This is a genomic window from Collinsella sp. TF05-9AC (genome assembly GCF_003438495.1).
Classification (GTDB): domain Bacteria; phylum Actinomycetota; class Coriobacteriia; order Coriobacteriales; family Coriobacteriaceae; genus Collinsella.
The window spans coordinates 100,786-117,296 of sequence record NZ_QSSH01000002.1 but is presented as its reverse complement, the minus strand read 5'-3'; the positions used below and the strand labels follow the sequence as shown (position 1 = coordinate 117,296).

General features: G+C 61.9%; 10 protein-coding genes. 1 reads left to right on the top strand and 9 read right to left on the bottom strand.

Annotated features, from left to right (window positions below):
* Positions 1-196 precede the first annotated feature (196 nt).
* From DXC52_RS01170 to DXC52_RS01145, 6 genes are all read right to left on the bottom strand, one after another.
* Entirely contained in the window at positions 197-4,675 is a 4,479-nt protein-coding gene (locus DXC52_RS01170) for a DNA-directed RNA polymerase subunit beta' (protein ID WP_199409406.1), read from the bottom strand.
* Between the two features lie 6 nt (positions 4,676-4,681).
* Positions 4,682-8,110 (bottom strand): DNA-directed RNA polymerase subunit beta, encoded by a 3,429-nt coding sequence (locus DXC52_RS01165; protein ID WP_233504709.1) that lies wholly within the window; start codon positions 8,108-8,110, stop codon positions 4,682-4,684.
* Between the two features lie 350 nt (positions 8,111-8,460).
* The gene (locus DXC52_RS01160) at positions 8,461-9,369 is read right to left on the bottom strand and encodes a UTP--glucose-1-phosphate uridylyltransferase (RefSeq protein WP_117745808.1); all 909 of its coding nucleotides are present in this window, start codon (positions 9,367-9,369) and stop codon (positions 8,461-8,463) included.
* Positions 9,370-9,683: 314 nt separating this feature from the next.
* Positions 9,684-10,061: a 50S ribosomal protein L7/L12 gene (gene rplL, locus DXC52_RS01155; RefSeq protein ID WP_006235005.1), complete on the bottom strand. Its 378-nt coding sequence runs from the start codon at positions 10,059-10,061 to the stop codon at positions 9,684-9,686.
* A 102-nt stretch (positions 10,062-10,163) separates the two neighbouring features.
* Entirely contained in the window at positions 10,164-10,685 is a 522-nt protein-coding gene (gene rplJ, locus DXC52_RS01150) for a 50S ribosomal protein L10 (protein ID WP_117745807.1), read from the bottom strand.
* 504 nt (positions 10,686-11,189) lie between these two features.
* On the bottom strand, positions 11,190-12,326 hold the full coding sequence (locus DXC52_RS01145; protein ID WP_117745806.1) for a pyridoxal phosphate-dependent aminotransferase: 1,137 nt from the start codon (positions 12,324-12,326) through the stop codon (positions 11,190-11,192).
* 93 nt (positions 12,327-12,419) lie between these two features.
* Here DXC52_RS01145 and DXC52_RS01140 point away from each other — a divergent pair, with 93 nt between their 5' ends.
* Positions 12,420-13,076 (top strand): hypothetical protein, encoded by a 657-nt coding sequence (locus DXC52_RS01140; protein ID WP_117745805.1) that lies wholly within the window; start codon positions 12,420-12,422, stop codon positions 13,074-13,076.
* On the opposite strand, the gene DXC52_RS01135 is transcribed toward DXC52_RS01140, so the two are convergent.
* The 3 genes from DXC52_RS01135 to DXC52_RS01125 all read right to left on the bottom strand — a co-directional run bounded on the left by DXC52_RS01135 (position 13,073) and on the right by DXC52_RS01125 (position 16,372).
* Complete coding sequence (locus DXC52_RS01135) at positions 13,073-13,642, bottom strand: uracil-DNA glycosylase family protein (protein ID WP_117745804.1); 570 nt, start codon at positions 13,640-13,642, stop codon at positions 13,073-13,075. The two genes, DXC52_RS01140 and DXC52_RS01135, sit on opposite strands and share 4 nt — an antisense overlap.
* 3 nt (positions 13,643-13,645) lie before the next feature.
* Positions 13,646-15,022, bottom strand: coding sequence for an alpha-amylase family glycosyl hydrolase (locus tag DXC52_RS01130; RefSeq protein WP_117745803.1), 1,377 nt, complete (start codon positions 15,020-15,022; stop codon positions 13,646-13,648).
* Positions 15,023-15,175: 153 nt separating this feature from the next.
* Positions 15,176-16,372 carry an MFS transporter gene (locus DXC52_RS01125; protein ID WP_117745802.1) on the bottom strand — a complete coding sequence of 399 codons (1,197 nt, stop codon included), beginning with the start codon at positions 16,370-16,372 and terminating at the stop codon, positions 15,176-15,178.
* Between the last annotated feature and the right edge of the window lie 139 nt (positions 16,373-16,511).

Genomic DNA, 16,511 nt, shown 5'->3' with positions numbered 1-16,511 from the left:
CTTTATTGGCAAGGGATCAATGGAACGCAACAGGTTGAGCATACGCAAGCGAGCGGCCCCCAGAGCGTACAAGGTGGCATGAAAAAGGCAGGGCATTGACCTTTTGGTCATGCCCTGCCTTTTGAATGACAGATTGTAGCTCTGGGGGCCGCGCAGCGACGGAGGTCGCCGCCGTTCGTTAGAACGGCGGAACTAGTTACTCCTCGTCGTTGTCCTTGGCCTCTTCGGCATCGTCGGTGTCCACGAGCTGGTTGAGTAGCTCGTCGAGGGACGCCATGTCCTCGTTGATGGCACCGTTGGCGGGAGCCTTCTTGTCGTCGATCGGGGCGCCCAGGAGCTCCTCGTCGGCGTCGGCGTGATGCGTCGGCGCGGCGGAGGTGCCCAGCAGGATATCGTCCGGACCGTCGGGGCTAAAGACCATCTGCAGCAGCTGCGAGAGGTCTTCCTCGTCGGCAACGTCGTCGTTGTTCTCGAGGATGTAGAGCAGGTCGTGGGCCTCGAGGCCGTCACGGAGCTCCTCGATCGCCTTGGCACCGATACCATCGATGCGCAGCAGATCTTCCTCGGACTTGCCGACCAGGTCGCCGACCGTCTCGATGCCGACCTCGCTGAACTTGTTGGTCCAGCGCTGCGACACGCCCAGGTCGTCGAACAAGTACAGGCGAGCCTTCTCGGCGGAGATGGTGTGGCCGTTGCGGGTGAACGAACCGTCAGCACCACCAAACTCGTCGTAGCCGGCCCAGTCGAGCTGCTGCGGGAGCTGCTCGTCCAGGTCCTTGAGCTCAACCGGAGCCCACTCGGGCAGCGACTTGGCGTTGGGCGAAGCCGGGCCGTCGATGTCCACGTAGCCGTCGGCCGTGCGATACGTCAGCTTGGCGTTGGCGTACGGCTTGAGGCCGGTACCGGCCGGGATCTTCTTACCGACGATGACGTTGGACTTAAGGTCGAGCAGGTGGTCGACCTTGCCCTCGATGGCAGCCTCGGTAAGGACGCCGGCGGTACGGATGAACGAAGCGCTCGACAGCCAGGAGTCGATGTTGGACGCGACCTTGAGCGTACCCAGGATGACGGGCTCGGCCACGGGGGCCTGACCGCCCAGACGGGCAACGCGCTCGACCTCGTCGGCGAACTCGTAGCGGTCGACGTACTGACCAAGCAGGTACTTGGAGTCACCGGGGTTGGTGATCTGAACGCGACGCAGCATCTGACGTGCGAGCACCTCGATGTGCTTGTCGTTCAGGTCGACGCCCTGGCTGGTGTAGACGTCCTTGACGCTCTCGACGAAGGTGTGCATCGTCGACTCGATGTCGGTCAGCTTGCGCAGGTTGCGGAAGTTGACGAAGCCCTTGGTGATCTGGTCGCCGGCGCGAACCTCGCAGCCGTCCTCGATCTCGGGCATAAAGCGCACCGAAGCGGGGACGCGACGCTCGTCGAGGACACGGGTGTGATCCTCGGAGTCGGTGAGCGTCAGCACGTACTCGGACTTCTCGGGCTTAATCGAGAGGTGACCGGAGTACGGAGCCAGCTCGGCCTCGCGACCCAGAATCTTCTCGTTGACGTTGCCGACGATATCGAACATACGGCTGACCGTAGGCAGACCCTGCGTAATATCGTCGACGCCAGCGACGCCGCCGGAGTGAATGGTACGCATCGTAAGCTGCGTACCGGGCTCGCCGATGGACTGGGCGGCAATAATGCCGACCGCGGTACCGATGGCGACCGGACGACGGGTGGAAAGATCCCAGCCGTAGCACTTCTGGCACACGCCGTACTTGGAGCGGCAGGTGAGCAGCGCGCGAAGCTTGACCTTCTTGAGGCCCGCATCGACCATCTTCTGGATGTCAGCGACCTTCTCGATGTAGCCGTCCTGCTCAAAGAGCACGGTGCCATCGGGAGCCACGACGTCCTCAATGAAGCAACGGCCGACAAGGTCGGTGTTGAGGTCGGTGGTGCCGGGGATGATGAGGTTGTAGGTGACGCCCTCGTGCGTACCGCAGTCCTCCTCGCGGACGATGACGTCCTGGGCCACGTCGACCAGACGACGGGTCAGGTAACCAGAGTCCGAGGTGTGGGATGCGGTATCGACCAGGCCCTTACGGGCGCCGTAGGTCGAAATGAAGTACTCGAGCGGCAGCAGGCCCTCGCGGAAGTTCGCCTTAATGGGAAGGTCGATCGTCTCGCCGGACATGTCTGCCATCAGGCCACGCATGCCGCCGAGCTGACGCAGCTGGGTCTTAGAACCACGGGCGCCGGAGTCGGCCATCATGTAGAGCGGGTTCTCCTCGTCGAACATGTCGAGCATGAGCGCTGCGACCTTGTCGGTACAAGCGGTCCACTCGTTAACGACTTCGATGTGGCGCTCCGTCTCGTTGATGAAGCCCTCCTCGAAGTACTCGTTGATCTGGTCGACGTTGGCCTGGGCGCGGTCGAGCAACTCCTGCTTCTCGGCAGGGATGAGAGCGTCCCACACCGAGATGGTGAGACCGGCGCGGGTAGCGTAGTGGAAGCCGGAGTACTTGATGGCGTCGAGAATCGGGCCGACCTTGGCCTCGGGATAGCGATCGCAGCAGTCCGCAACCAGCTTGGCCACATCGCCCTTGACCATCTTGTAGTTCATGAACTCATAGTCTTCGGGCAGGCACTGGCGGTTGAAGATGATGCGGCCGATAGAGGTCTCGAAGCGCGCGGTCTTGTTGCCGGTGACATCGTAGTCGACAAACTCGTTCTTGCCGTTCTTGACGCGGAAGATACGGGTGCCGTCCTCGTTGATGACGTTGGCATCGGCAGCGGACACGCGGACCTGGATCTTGGCCTGCATGTCGACCTCGGAACGGCAGTCATAGGCGTGCAGCGCGTCGTCGAAGCTCGAGAACACGTGGTTCTCGCCCGGCAGACCCTCGCGAACCTGGGTGAGGTAGTACACACCGATGATCATGTCCTGCGAAGGGATGTTAACCGGCTTGCCGGATGCCGGCGAGCGCAGGTTGTTCGCAGAGAGCATGAGCACGCGGGCCTCGGCCTGAGCCTGGCTGGACAGCGGCACGTGGACAGACATCTGGTCGCCGTCGAAGTCGGCGTTGAAGGGCGAGCAAACCAGCGGATGCAGGTGGATAGCCTTGCCCTCGACCAGCACCGGCTCAAAGGCCTGGATAGACAGACGGTGCAGGGTCGGTGCACGGTTGAGCAGCACGACGCGGCCGTCGATGACCTCTTCGAGGATATCCCACACAAAGGTGGCACCACGGTCGATAGCGCGCTTGGCACCCTTGATGTTCTCGACCTTGCCAAGCTCGACCAGGCGCTTCATGACGAAGGGCTTGAAGAGCTCCAGCGCCATGGTCTTGGGCAGACCGCACTGGTGCAGCAGCAGCTTGGGGTCGGTAACGATGACCGAACGGCCGGAGTAGTCGACACGCTTGCCCAGCAGGTTCTGACGGAAACGACCCTGCTTGCCCTTGAGGGCCTCGGCGAGCGACTTGAGCGGGCGACCGCCACGGCCAGAGACCGGGCGACCACGACGGCCGTTGTCGAACAGGGCGTCCACGGACTCCTGGAGCATGCGCTTCTCGTTGTTCACGATGATCGCAGGGGCGTCCAGGTCGAGCAGGCGCTTGAGTCGGTTGTTACGGTTGATCACGCGACGGTACAGGTCGTTGAGGTCGGACGCGGCGAAGCGGCCGCCGTCGAGCTGGACCATCGGGCGCAGATCGGGCGGAATGACCGGGATGACGTCCAGAATCATGTTCGCGGGGCTGTTGCCACCCTTCAGGAAGGCGTCAACGACCTCGAGGCGCTTGACGGCCTTCTCACGCTTCTGCTTCTGGGAATCCTCGTCGGCGATGATGGCCTTGAGCTTCTCGGCCTCGGAGGGGAGGTCGATGGCAGCGAGCAGGTCGCGGACGGCCTCGGCACCCATACCACCCTTGAAGTACATGGAGTAGTAACGGGTCATCTCGCGGAACAGCGGCTCATCGGAGATGAGGTCGCGCTCGCTGAGCTTCATGAAGGCGTTGAAGGCGTCCGTGCGGAGCTGCTTCTCGTCCTTGCACTCTTCCTCGATGTCGACGATGCCAGAGGCGATCTCCTCGGGGGTCAGCGGCTCCTCGTCGGAGAACTCGTCAAAGTTCTCGGGGTCGCCCTGCTCCTTGAGGGACTCGATCTGACGGGCGCACTCGGCATCGATCTCTTCCAGATCGGCAGCGAGCTCCTCGCGCAGGTCGTCGGCATCGGCCTCGCGAGCCTCGTAGTCAACCTCGGTGATGATGTAGCTGGCAAAGTACAGAACCTTCTCGAGGTCCTTGGACTTGATGTCGAGCATACGGCTCATCGGGAAGCTCGTGGGGCTCTTGAAGTACCAGATGTGGGACACGGGAGCGGCGAGCTCGATGTGGCCCATGCGGTCGCGACGCACCTTGGCCGAGGTGACCTCGACGCCGCAGCGCTCGCAGACGATGCCCTTAAAGCGGATGCCCTTGTACTTGCCGCAGGAGCACTCCCAGTCCTTGGCGGGACCGAAGATCTTCTCGCAGAACAGGCCGTCCTTCTCGGGCTTGAGGGTACGGTAATTGATGGTCTCCGGCTTCTTGACCTCACCGTGCGACCAGGAACGGATCTGGTCGGCGGAGGCAAGGGAGATCTTTACCGAGTCAAAATCAGTAGCTTCGAAATCTGCCACAGTCAACTACTCCTTATCAGTGGTCGTGGCGGCGACAGCCTCGGGTGCCTCGGCGGTCTCGGCATCCTGGGCTTCGACGTCGGCATCAACGCCGGCGAGCGCGGCCAGGTCATCGAGGGCAGAGGTCTCCTCGGCGGTCACAGGGGCGGAGGCGTCCTCGTCGGCATCGTGCATGGGCTCGATGTCCAGTGCGAGGGAGCGAATCTCCTTGACGAGAACCTTGAAGGACTCGGGGATACCCGGGACCGGAACGTTCTCGCCCTTGACGATGGACTCGTAGGTCTTGACGCGGCCCACGGTATCGTCGGACTTGACGGTCAGGATCTCCTGCAGGACGTTGGAAGCACCGTAAGCGTACAGTGCCCAAACTTCCATCTCGCCGAAGCGCTGGCCGCCGAACTGAGCCTTGCCGCCCAGAGGCTGCTGGGTAACCAGGCTGTAAGGGCCGGTCGAACGGGCGTGGATCTTGTCGTCGACCATGTGGCCGAGCTTGAGGATGTAGGACGTACCCACGGTAATGGGCTCGCGGAACTCCTCGCCGGTGCGGCCGTCGAACAGACGGGTCTTGCCGCGCTCGTCAAGCTGGGTGACGAACTCGGGGCGCATATGATCGCCAAAGGCAGCAGTGGCCTTGTTGAGCATGTTCTTGTTGGCACGACGAATGACCTCGGCGATCTCGTCCTCCTTGGCGCCGTCGAAGACGGGCGTCGCGGTGAAGAACGGACCGGGGACGTACTTGTCGGAGTCGGCCTGCTCGGTATCCCAACCGCAGGCGGCAGCCCAGCCAAGGTGGCACTCGAGCAGCTGGCCGACGTTCATACGCGAAGGAACGCCCAGCGGGTTGAGGATAACGTCGATCGGGGTACCGTCAGCCATGTAGGGCATGTCCTCGACCGGCAGAACGTTACAGATAACACCCTTGTTGCCGTGGCGGCCGGCGATCTTATCGCCCTGCTGGATCTTACGACGCTGGGCGACGTAGACGCGCACCTGCTCGTTGACACCGGGGGCCAGGTCGTCGCCGTTCTCGCGGCTAAAGCGGACGACGTCGATGACGCGGCCATAAGCGCCGTGAGGCATCTTAAGGGAGGTGTCGCGAACATCGTGAGCCTTGGCACCGAAGATGGCGCGCAGCAGGCGCTCCTCGGCGGTCAGAGCGCTCTCGCCCTTAGGCGTGACCTTGCCGACCAGGATGTCGCCAGGGCCGACCTCGGCGCCGATGCGGATGATGCCGTCCTCGTCGAGGTTGGCAAGCATGTCCTCGGAGAGGTTCGGGATCTCGCGAGTAATCTCCTCGGGACCGAGCTTGGTGTCGCGGGCGTCGATCTCGTGACGGGTGATATTGATGGTCGTCAGCAGGTCCTCGGCCACCAGACGCTCGGACACGACGATACCGTCCTCGTAGTTGAAGCCTTCCCACGGCATGTAGGCCACGGTGAGGTTCTGGCCCAGTGCGAGCTCGCCATGATCGGTCGAAGGACCGTCGGCCAGAGGCTCGCCCTGCTCAACGGTGTCACCGACGCGCACGAGCGGACGGTGGTTGATGCAGGTGGACTGGTTGGAGCGCTGGTACTTGGCCAGGTGATACTCGTCCATGCCGCCGGCATGCTTGACGATGATCTTGGAGGCGTCGGCAAAGATGACCTCGCCGGCGTTCTTGGCCAGGGTGACCTCGCCGGAGTCCAGAGCGGCGCGACGCTCCATGCCGGTACCGACATAGGGAGCGGCGGGGTGAACCAGCGGCACGGCCTGACGCTGCATGTTAGCGCCCATCAGCGTACGCTTGGCGTCGTCGTGCTCCAGGAACGGAATCAGCGTGGCTGCGACGGAGAGCATCTGACGCGGCGAGACGTCCATGTAGTCGACGTCCTCGACGGGCACGTCGGCGGGGGCGCCGAAGGAGCCGTCGAAGTCGCGGGTACGGGCGATCACGGTGTGCGGACGGACGATCTTGCCCTCGGCATCGGTCGTGATGAACTCGTTGGTCTTGGGGTCGAGCGGCGTGTTGGCCGGCGCGATGACGTGCTTCTCTTCCTCGTCAGCGGTCATCCAGTCGATCTGGTCGGTGGCAACGCCGTTCTCGACGCGACGGAACGGAGCCTCGATGAAGCCGTACTCGTTGACGCGGGCGTAGAGGGCGAGCGAGCCGATCAGGCCGATGTTGGGGCCTTCGGGGGTCTCGATCGGGCACATGCGGCTGTAGTGCGAGTTGTGGACGTCGCGGACGGCCGTCGGCACGTTGGTGCGGCGGCTGGAGCCAGACTTGTGGCCGGCAAGACCGCCAGGGCCGAGTGCGGACAGACGGCGCTTGTGGGTCAGACCGGTCAGGGGGTTCGCCTGGTCCATGAACTGCGAGAGCTGCGAGGAACCGAAGAACTCCTTGATGGAGGCCACGATCGGGCGGATGTTGATGAGCGACTGCGGGGTGATCTCGTCGATGTCCTGGGAGCTCATGCGCTCACGGACGACGCGCTCCATACGGCTCATGCCGATACGGAACTGGTTGGCGACGAGCTCGCCGACGGTACGGATGCGGCGGTTGCCAAAGTGGTCGATGTCGTCGACCTTGAAGCCCTGCTCGCCGGCAGCGAGGGACAGCAGGTAGCGCAGCGTCGCGACGATATCCTCGTCGGTGAGCACCGTGACCTCTTCCTCGGTGGTGAGGTTGAGCTTCTTGTTGACCTTGTAACGACCGACGCGGGCCAGATCGTAGCGCTGCGGGTTGAAGAGCAGGCCCTCGAGCAGGCTGCGGGAAGCGTCCACGGTGGGAGGCTCTCCCGGGCGCAGGCGACGGTAGATCTCGATAAGGGCATCCTCGCGGGTGAGGGCGGTATCGCGCTCGAGGGTGCGCTTGATCACATCGGAGTTGCCGAGCAGCTCGATGATGTCGTCGTTGGTGACAGCGATGCCAAGGGCGCGCAGGAACATCGTGGCGCTCTGCTTGCGCTTACGGTCAATGGAGACCATGAGCTGGTCGCGCTTGTCGACCTCAAACTCAAGCCAGGCACCGCGGGACGGGATGATCTGGGCCTTGTAGATCTGCTTGCCCGAATCCATCTCGGAGCTGTAGTACACGCCCGGGGAGCGGACGAGCTGCGAGACGACGATACGCTCGGTACCGTTGATGATGAAGGTGCCCTGATCGGTCATCATGGGGAAGTCGCCCATAAAGACGAGCTGCTCCTTGATCTCGCCGGTCTCCTTGTTGGTGAGACGGACGTCGGTCAGAAGCGGAGCCTGATAGGTCATATCCTTCTCGCGGCACTCCTCGACGGTGTGCGCGGGGTCGCCGAACTGATGCTCGCCGAAGGTAACCTCGAGAACATGGTTCTGGCTCTGGATGGGGCTGGATTCCTTGAACGCCTCACGAAGGCCCTCGTCCTTAAAACGCTCAAAGGATTCCCTTTGAACAGAGATAAGGTTGGGGAGCTCCATGGCCTCCGGGATTTTCCCGAAGCTGACGCGCTTGCGCTCAGTGGCAGTGTATGCGTAGGTCACCAGGTTTTTCCTCCTTCACGGAAATGCTCGGTGGGTTGGCGAGGCATAGCTTCGCCAGTTATCGCAACCTAATAGTTTATCAGGTACCGACCGTTGGGCAAGAAAAGCCTTGACGCGATTGAGTTTTTGGAGTAGCAAAGTTTTTCGACAGAAAACACGCAGGTAGATAGTGGTATACCGAACATCTGTTCATATATTTTCTGTGAACAGAGAGCCGGCAATCGCAGCTCTTATAAAAAACGGGCGCGAACCGAGGTCCGCGCCCGTAAATGTCGATGTCCGAAGGCTTACTTGCGCATCAAGCCGCCGCGCTCGTCGATGGCGTCCCAGAAGGCGCTTGCAAAGCGAGGATCGCTTGCAGCCATGAGAGCGTTGGTGGCCATCCAGCCAGAGGGAGTGCCGGTGTCGTAGCCCGACAGCGGGTCGATGACGACCGCGTACATGGCCTCGCGGTCGAGCGAGCGGGCCATGGCGTCGGTAAGCTGAATCTCGCCGCCCTTGCCGGCCTGCTGATCAGCGAGCAGGTCCATGACCAGCGGGCTCAGCAGATAACGGCCGACAATGTACAGGTTGGACGGAGCCGCCTCGGGAGCGGGCTTCTCGACCAGACCGCCGATGCGCCAGACAGCGCCCGGCTCTGCATCGGCAACGTCCTCGGCGCCCTCGAGCGAACCGACGCGCTCGCCGGCGATAACGCCGTAGCGGCTGACTTCCTCGGGCGAGCAAGCAGCGACGGCGATAACCGAAGCTCCACCGTGCTCCTTGGAAACGGCGAGCATCTTGTCGCAGATGTCGCGATTAGGCACAACGTAGTCGCCCAGAAGAACCAGGAAGTTCTCCCCTGCCACGGCGTCGGCAGCAGAGCGGATAGCATGGCCGAGGCCCTTGGGCTCGTACTGATAACGGAAGTCGACCGGCATACCGCCAGCGTGGGCGACGGCATCGGCATAGGCGTTCTTGCCGCGCTCGCGCAGCAGGTTCTCGAGCGAGCGATCGGGCTGGAAGTAGTTCAGTAGCTCGGGCTTACCGGGAGATGTAACGATGATGGCGTCGTCGACTTCCTCGGGGTCGAGCGCCTCCTCGACGACGTACTGAATGACGGGCTTGTCGAGCACCGGCAGCATCTCTTTGGGCGTGCACTTGGTGCCAGGCAGAAAACGCGTGCCAAGACCGGCGGCGGGGATGATTGCCTTCATGTTATTCAAAGATCCTTTCGCAGGCGCAAAAGCGCCCCATGCGTGCGGCACACAGCCGCAGACCAAATTGCGATACCCAAGCATCTTACCGCTGGAACTATATGTCGCTACAAGGCAGAGACAATTCTTCAGCAGGTCAACGCAAATTATTGCTCGAATGGTGCAATTTTATTGCCCAACGGCAGGGTGCCCGATACGACGCAAATCACAGAACATGGCAGTTTGAGCTACCGATGTCGAGGGACCGAAAAACAAAAAAGACGGGGCTCGCAATGCGAACCCCGTCTGCAAAGAAATCTGGCGAGAAAGCCTGATTACTTGAGGGTGACAGCAGCGCCAGCAGCCTCGAGCTTCTCCTTGGCAGCCTCGGCGTCCTCCTTCTTGGCACCCTCGAGAACAGCCTTGGGAGCGCCCTCGACGACCTCCTTGGCCTCCTTCAGGCCAAGGTTGGTGAGCTCACGGACGGCCTTGATGACCTGGATCTTGTTGTCGCCGAAGCCCTCGAGCACGACGTCAAACTCGGTCTTCTCCTCGGCCTCAGCAGCGCCAGCAGCGGGAGCGGCGACAACAGCGGCAGGAGCAGCGGCGGAAACGCCGAAGGTGTCCTCGATAGCCTTAACGAGCTCGGAAGCCTCGAGAAGGGTCATTTCCTTAAGAGCATCGATGATCTCATCGGTGGTAAGCTTAGCCATTTCTAAGTCCTTTCGGTTTCCGTGCGGATGCACGGAGATCAGTTAAAACACGGCGCGAATGCGCCAGGGGTGCGGCGTTGCCGCCGCGGGTGAAAACAGCAACTAGGCTGCCTTCTGCTCGGAGACCTGCTGGATCGAACGAGCGAGACCAGAGGAAACGCCGTTGACGCAGACAGCGATGTCGCGAGCGAAACCGGAGATGAGACCGGCGATCTGGCCGAGAAGCTGATCCTTGGTGGGCAGCTCGGCGATAGCCTTAACATCATCAGCGGAAACGGCCTTGCCGTCGGAGATACCGCCCTTGATCTCAAGGACGCCCTTGGACTTAGCGGAGAAGTCCTTAAGGGCCTTAGCGGCCTCGACCGGCTCGGACTCGTAGAACACATAAGCGACGGGGCCGGCGAGGATCTCGTCGATCTCGGGCTGCTCCTGGTTCTTGAGGGCGATCTTGACCAGGTTGTTCTTGTAGACCTTCATCTCGGCGCCGCACTCGCGAAGCTGATGACGCAGCTCCTGAGCCTGCTTAACCGTCAGACCGTTGTAGTTGACGACGAACAGACCGGCGTTCTCGGCGATACGGGACTCGATCTCTGCAACCTTGTCGATTTTGTACTGCTGGGGCATGAATTACACCTCCTCGAATTCTTTCCGGGCACGGTCCGCCACAAGGACGTGACGGGGGCATGTCCAAAAAGAAAGCCCCCGCGCTGCATGAGCGACGGGGGCGAGAAGACATATCTACTCGACCACCTCGGCTGGCGGGAAGTCCCATTAAGCTCGCGGGTAAGACCCGTTTGCGCCGGCTGTCTCTGGCAGCGGATTCGTGCGTGATCCGAAAGTATTATGGCGGGGACCCCGGCGTCGGTCAATGGACACGAGGATTCGTACACAAACCCTGCATACGCTCCGACCGGGAGGGGCAGGGCGAGTTTTCCGCTCGGTCAAGTCCTGGGCTCGCACGAAGGCCACATTAAGTGGCCTTCGGCTCGTGCGGAATCTACGGAAAACTCGCCCTGCCCCTCCCGGCCGGAGCTACGTTGCCTTTGCTGCGAATCCTCGTGTCCGTTGAGCGACGCGCCCCACTCATAATGCTTGGGTCGGTGGGCTGATGTGTTGCACCCCTGAGGGCTACAAGGTTGAAATGAAGGTGGACAGGCGGCGGAGACCTTCGTCCAGGTCTTTGTCGGAAACGCAGTAGCTGAGGCGGATGTGGCCTTCGGTTCCGAAGCAGTCTCCCGGGACTAGGGCTACATTTGCTTCTTTGATGGCTTTGATGCAGAAGTCTTCGCTGGTTAGGCCGAACTTTTTGATGCTCGGGAAAGTATAGAAGGCTCCTGCGGGCTCTACTACGTCGAGGCCCATGGCGTCTAGGGCTGTGAGTACGCGCTCGCGACGGGCTCGGTAGACTTCGAGCATGGGGGTTGGGTTGACGGTCAGGGCTCGGGCTGCGGCGTCCATTTCGAAGGAGACGGCGCTCGATACTAAGTATTGGTGGGCCTTTGCGATCTCGGCGATGACGGGGGCTGCGGCTGCGAGCCAGCCCAAACGCCAGCCGGTCATGGCCCAGGGTTTGGAGAAGCTCTCGATGACTACCGTCTGCTCGCGTAGCTCCGGGTGGCGCTGGGCAAAGCGCTCGTAGCCGTCCACGTAGACCAGGCGGTTGTATACATCGTCGCAGACCACGTAGATGCCCGCCTCCTCCGCCACGCGCGCCACGGCGTCGAGCGACGCCGTGTTGAGGATGCAACCCGTAGGATTGTTGGGCGAGCAGATGACGATGGCCTTGGTCGCCGGCGTCACGTAAGCACGAAGTGCGTCCTCGTCAATCTGGAATTGCGCAGGCTCCGTATCCAAAAAGACCGCCTTGGCGTGATTGGCCACGACGATGCTCTCGTACAGGCCAAAGGCCGGCGTGGGAATAATGACCTCGTCGCCTGGGTTGAGCATAGCCATGAATGCTGCCGACAGGGCCTCGGTCGCACCGTCGGTCAGAATGACCTCGTCCGCCGAAAACGTAAGGCCCGCATCCCCCATGTAGGCAGATAACGCCTCACGCAGGGCGGGGCGACCGTTGTTGGGCGGATAGTGCGTGTCGCCGCGGTCCAGTGCGGCGGTCACCTCGGCGCTAATCACATCGGGCGTGGGAAAATCGGGCTCGCCGAGCGCGAGCGCGATGCACCCCGGATGCTGGGCGGCGAGCGCGTTAATCCGACGGATGCCGGAGGGCTTGAGCGTGGCAAGCGAGGTATTCATGGGCAGACGCATGGCGTTCCTTTCGTAAGGGTTGCACTAGGATAGCGCGGCGGGGCGCCACCAGACGGTGTAACCTAAACGGAAACCAACCGGAAAGGAGGCAGCATGGAGACGACCGCACGCGGCGATGTACCAAAAACACTGCAAACCATTGCGTATATCAGCATTCCCAATAGCGACGATCTTGAGTTTTTGCTCTGGGACCTGCAGGATGCCATCACCGCCTATGCACAGCTTTCCGGCACCGCACTCCCCCACCCGGTCGACTTGAAGGCAAATGACGCCGGCAGCGTTGCCGATGGCATCGTGCTGGCCATTGAAGATGTGGCTGACGATAAGACGTTGACAGCCATCGAGCAGGCGCTTGAGCGCTTTGGCGGTACGGGAACGCGTGTCTACGCCGCGATTCGAGCCGCACAACAGGGCACTGAGCAGGCGCGTGAGACCGCCGTTCGCCTGCACAAGGCATGTGAGCGCCATAACCAATTGTGGTGTGGCGGCGTTGCCATCTGCGCTGGCAGCGGCATTGCGGCGCTTCGTCGCTCCCCGCGCATGGGACTCTTGCGGCGACCGTTTTCGGAGGCCATGGACAAGCTCGTGGGCGCCGTTCGTATGGGGTGTTCCGTCGAACACGCGCAGAAGCTCAGTGGCGCCGCAACGGGCGGCGTCGACACCGACGGCATGGTGCGCGCCACGCCTGCACTGCCCACACCGATCTGGCACGCCGTTATGAGGCATCTTGCCGAGCACTCAAACTGCTAAATCGAAAAAGCCTGCCAATCAGCGGCGCCGCTCCAACGCTCGACAAGGCGTTCCAGACGCCACGCCGCATTGGCGGGACTTGTCGACGGCAGAACGATGGCCGGCAGCCCGGTGCGCTCTTGTAGATAGCGCTTGTAGAGCCGGCCAGCTGTACCACCGTTGCATATCACCTGCTCAATGGGAGCTGCGCCGGTAATGCGCTCGATATGTGCCGGCACAACGTTGCGGATGCTCGCGTCGCTCGAGCCCTTAATGTCGCAGCTCTCGATTGCATCCCACAGGGCCACGCCGCCGTTCAGCAGCATGGCCCGCTTGGCGGCAATGGAGGCATCGAGCGTCGCGGGCTCACCGCTTGCCAAAGGATCGCCCTCGTTGGGCGGCACAGGCATACCGAGGCACGTGGCCATCACACGCCAAAAGCGATTCTGAGGGTTGCCGTAATAAAAGGCATTAGCGCGCGACAGCACCGAGGGAAACGATCCGAGCACCAAAACGCGCGAGTGCTGGTCGAACACGGGCTCAAACCCATGCTCAATATGTTGATAGCCCTCGTCAGACGCTGCCATGGCCTAGGCCCTCAACAGATAGCGCACCTCGTAGGGCGCAAGCTCAAGGGAGCCCGCCAGCTCGACCGTGGGCACGCCGTCGGCAAGCAAATCGACAAAGGAGCCGTTGAGCTCGCCGGCGCCAAAGGTGTAAGGCTCGTCCACGGCGTTCACCGCCACGAGCACCGTCGCGTCGTCGCAGGCGCGCTCGAACAGCAGCTGCTTGTTCTGGATCACCACATTGCGATAGGCACCGTAGTTGAGAGCACGGGCCGCCGCGTCGTTTGCCGAGCGCAGGTGCGCCAGCTGCGTGATGAAGGCCGTCAGCTCGTTGGGCGCAGGCTCATCGAGCGCAGGGCGCAGCGCCCAGTCGCCATCGGGGCCGCCCTTTTCACCAGCAATTCCCCACTCGCTGCCATAGTAGACGCACGGAATGCCCGGCATGCCAAAGAGCATGCCATAGGCGGGACGCAGGCACGACTTGTCGGTGAGGATGCTCGCCAGGCGCGGCACGTCGTGGTTGTCGACAAACGACAGCAGGTGTTTGCCGCGGTAGATGCACCAGGGGTCGCCGCCAAACTGGCGATGCAGCGAATGGGCGATCTCGAACATGTTGACCGAGTTAAAGCTGGAGTACAGGCCCTTGTAGCACTCGTAGTTGGTGCAGGAGTCGAGCATCTCGTCGTTGACGATTTGGTTGTAGTCGCCGTGGAGCGTCTCGCCAATCAGCACAAAGTCGGGCTTGAGCTCACGGGTAAAAGCGTGCAGGCGGCGCATGAAGTCGCGGTCGAGCATATAGGCAACGTCCAAGCGCAGGCCGTCGACGCCAAAGACCTCGGCCCAGCGACGCACGGACTCAAGCAGGTAATTGACCACGGCGGGGTTTTGCAGGTTGAGCTTCACAAGCTCAAAATGGCCCTCCCAGCCCTCATACCAAAAGCCGTCGCCGTAGCACGAGTCACCGTCAAAGCTGATGTGGAACCAATCCTTGTACGGCGAATCCCACTTGCGCTCCTGCACATCGCGGAAGGCCCAAAAACCGCGGCCGACGTGGTTGAAGACGGCATCGAGCACCACGCGGATACCGTGGGCATGCAGTGTGTCGCACACGGCGGCAAAGTCGACATCCCCACCCAGGCGGCGGTCGATATGGCGCAGGCTGCGCGTATCGTAGCCGTGGCTATCGGACTCGAGCGGCGGGTTGATGAGCACAGTGCCAACGCCGAGTTCCTGCAGGTAGTCGGCCCATTTGGCAATCTTCATGATGGGCGCATCGGGGCTAGCTGTGGCATCGGCGGCCTGGGCGAGCTCATCCTCGGCAACAGGGGCGGCGTTTTCGCGCGGAGCTCCACAAAAGCCCAGCGGATAGATCTGATAGAACGTCGTCTCGTATGCCCACATAGCAACCTCCCGGTAAGCTCAACACAACGACATCCATTGTATGCCCAGCGTGCACCCCCTTCCCTAAAATAAGTTGCGGTGAAATACGGACTGTTTGCCAGGTTTATTGGGCTAAACAATCCGTATTTCACCGCAACTGATGAGGGGATATGGTTAGGCGACGGGCTTGGCGCGGCGGATGGCCGGAAACAGCACGGTGATGGCGAGGATGACGCCCACGACGGCAATCGCCCCGCCCACAAAGCCGATCCAGGCGATACCGGGACCCGAAACCACGGCTCCGCCGATCGCGGTACCCGTGCCGATACCGAGGTTGAACAGGCCCGAGAAGATCGACATGGCGACGGCCGACGAATCTGCCGGCGTGTGCTTGATGAGCTCGGCCTGAAACGCCACGTTAAAGGCCGTGGCGCAGCAACCCCACAGTGCGCAGACGGCAAGCACTGTCACGAGCGACGATGCGGCCGGCCCCATGAGCAGCAGGGCCACCGGCACGCCGGAGAGCGTGATAGCCAAGAACGGGAAGCGATGCCCATCGAACAGGCGGCCAAACAGCCAGCTTCCGAGCAAACCAGAGCAGCCAAACGCCGTCAGCGTCATGGTAATGGCGCCCGCATCGACGTGCGCGACCTGCGCCAGGAAGGGCTCGATATAGCTGTAGCTTGCGTAATAGCCGGTCGCCATGAAGACCGTGACTGCGTAGAGCGCGATGAGGAGCGGGTTCTTGAGCAGCTCGGGCAGCTGTTTGACAGTAAAGCGCTCACCCGCCGGCATGGCCGGGAACACCGCTGCCTGGTAGACGACCGCGATGGCTGAGAGGCCCCCGACCACGGCAAACGTCATGCGCCAGCCCACGGCCAAGCCAATGGCGCGACCGAGCGGCAGGCCAAAGATCTGCGCGATGGACGAGCCCGTAGCGATCATGCTGATGGCGAGCGCGCCGTGGCGAGTGTCGACCAGGCGCGAGGCCATAATCGAGGCGACTGACCAGAACACGGCATGTGCGCAAGCGACCACCAGGCGCGCGCAGACCAGGATGGGATAGGTCGGCGCCACAGCGGACAGGAACTGACCGAGCGAGAACACAGCCAGCACGCCCAGCAGCATCCGCTTGAACTCAAAACGCGAGGCGAACACCATGAGCGGCAGCGACAGCAGCATGACGCCCCAGGCATAGACCGAGATCATGATGCCCGCCTGGGCCTCGGTGAGCGAGAACGACGCGGCGATATCAGTCAAAAGGCCGATGGGCATAAACTCCGACGTGTTGAACACGAACGCGCAGCAGGTGAGCCCGATGAGCGGGAGCCACTGCCTGAGCGTGATGCCGTCTTGCTTTGTTTGAGCCATATAGGAAAACCTCTCCGATTATCTTGAGCGGTGGGCGATTATAGCAATGAGAAGTCTATAAAATGAGCAACAAAAGAATTCTTGGAAAACGATTGTTAACAAACGGCGCGCCAATTCTGCTTAGAAAGCAAGGTACGCA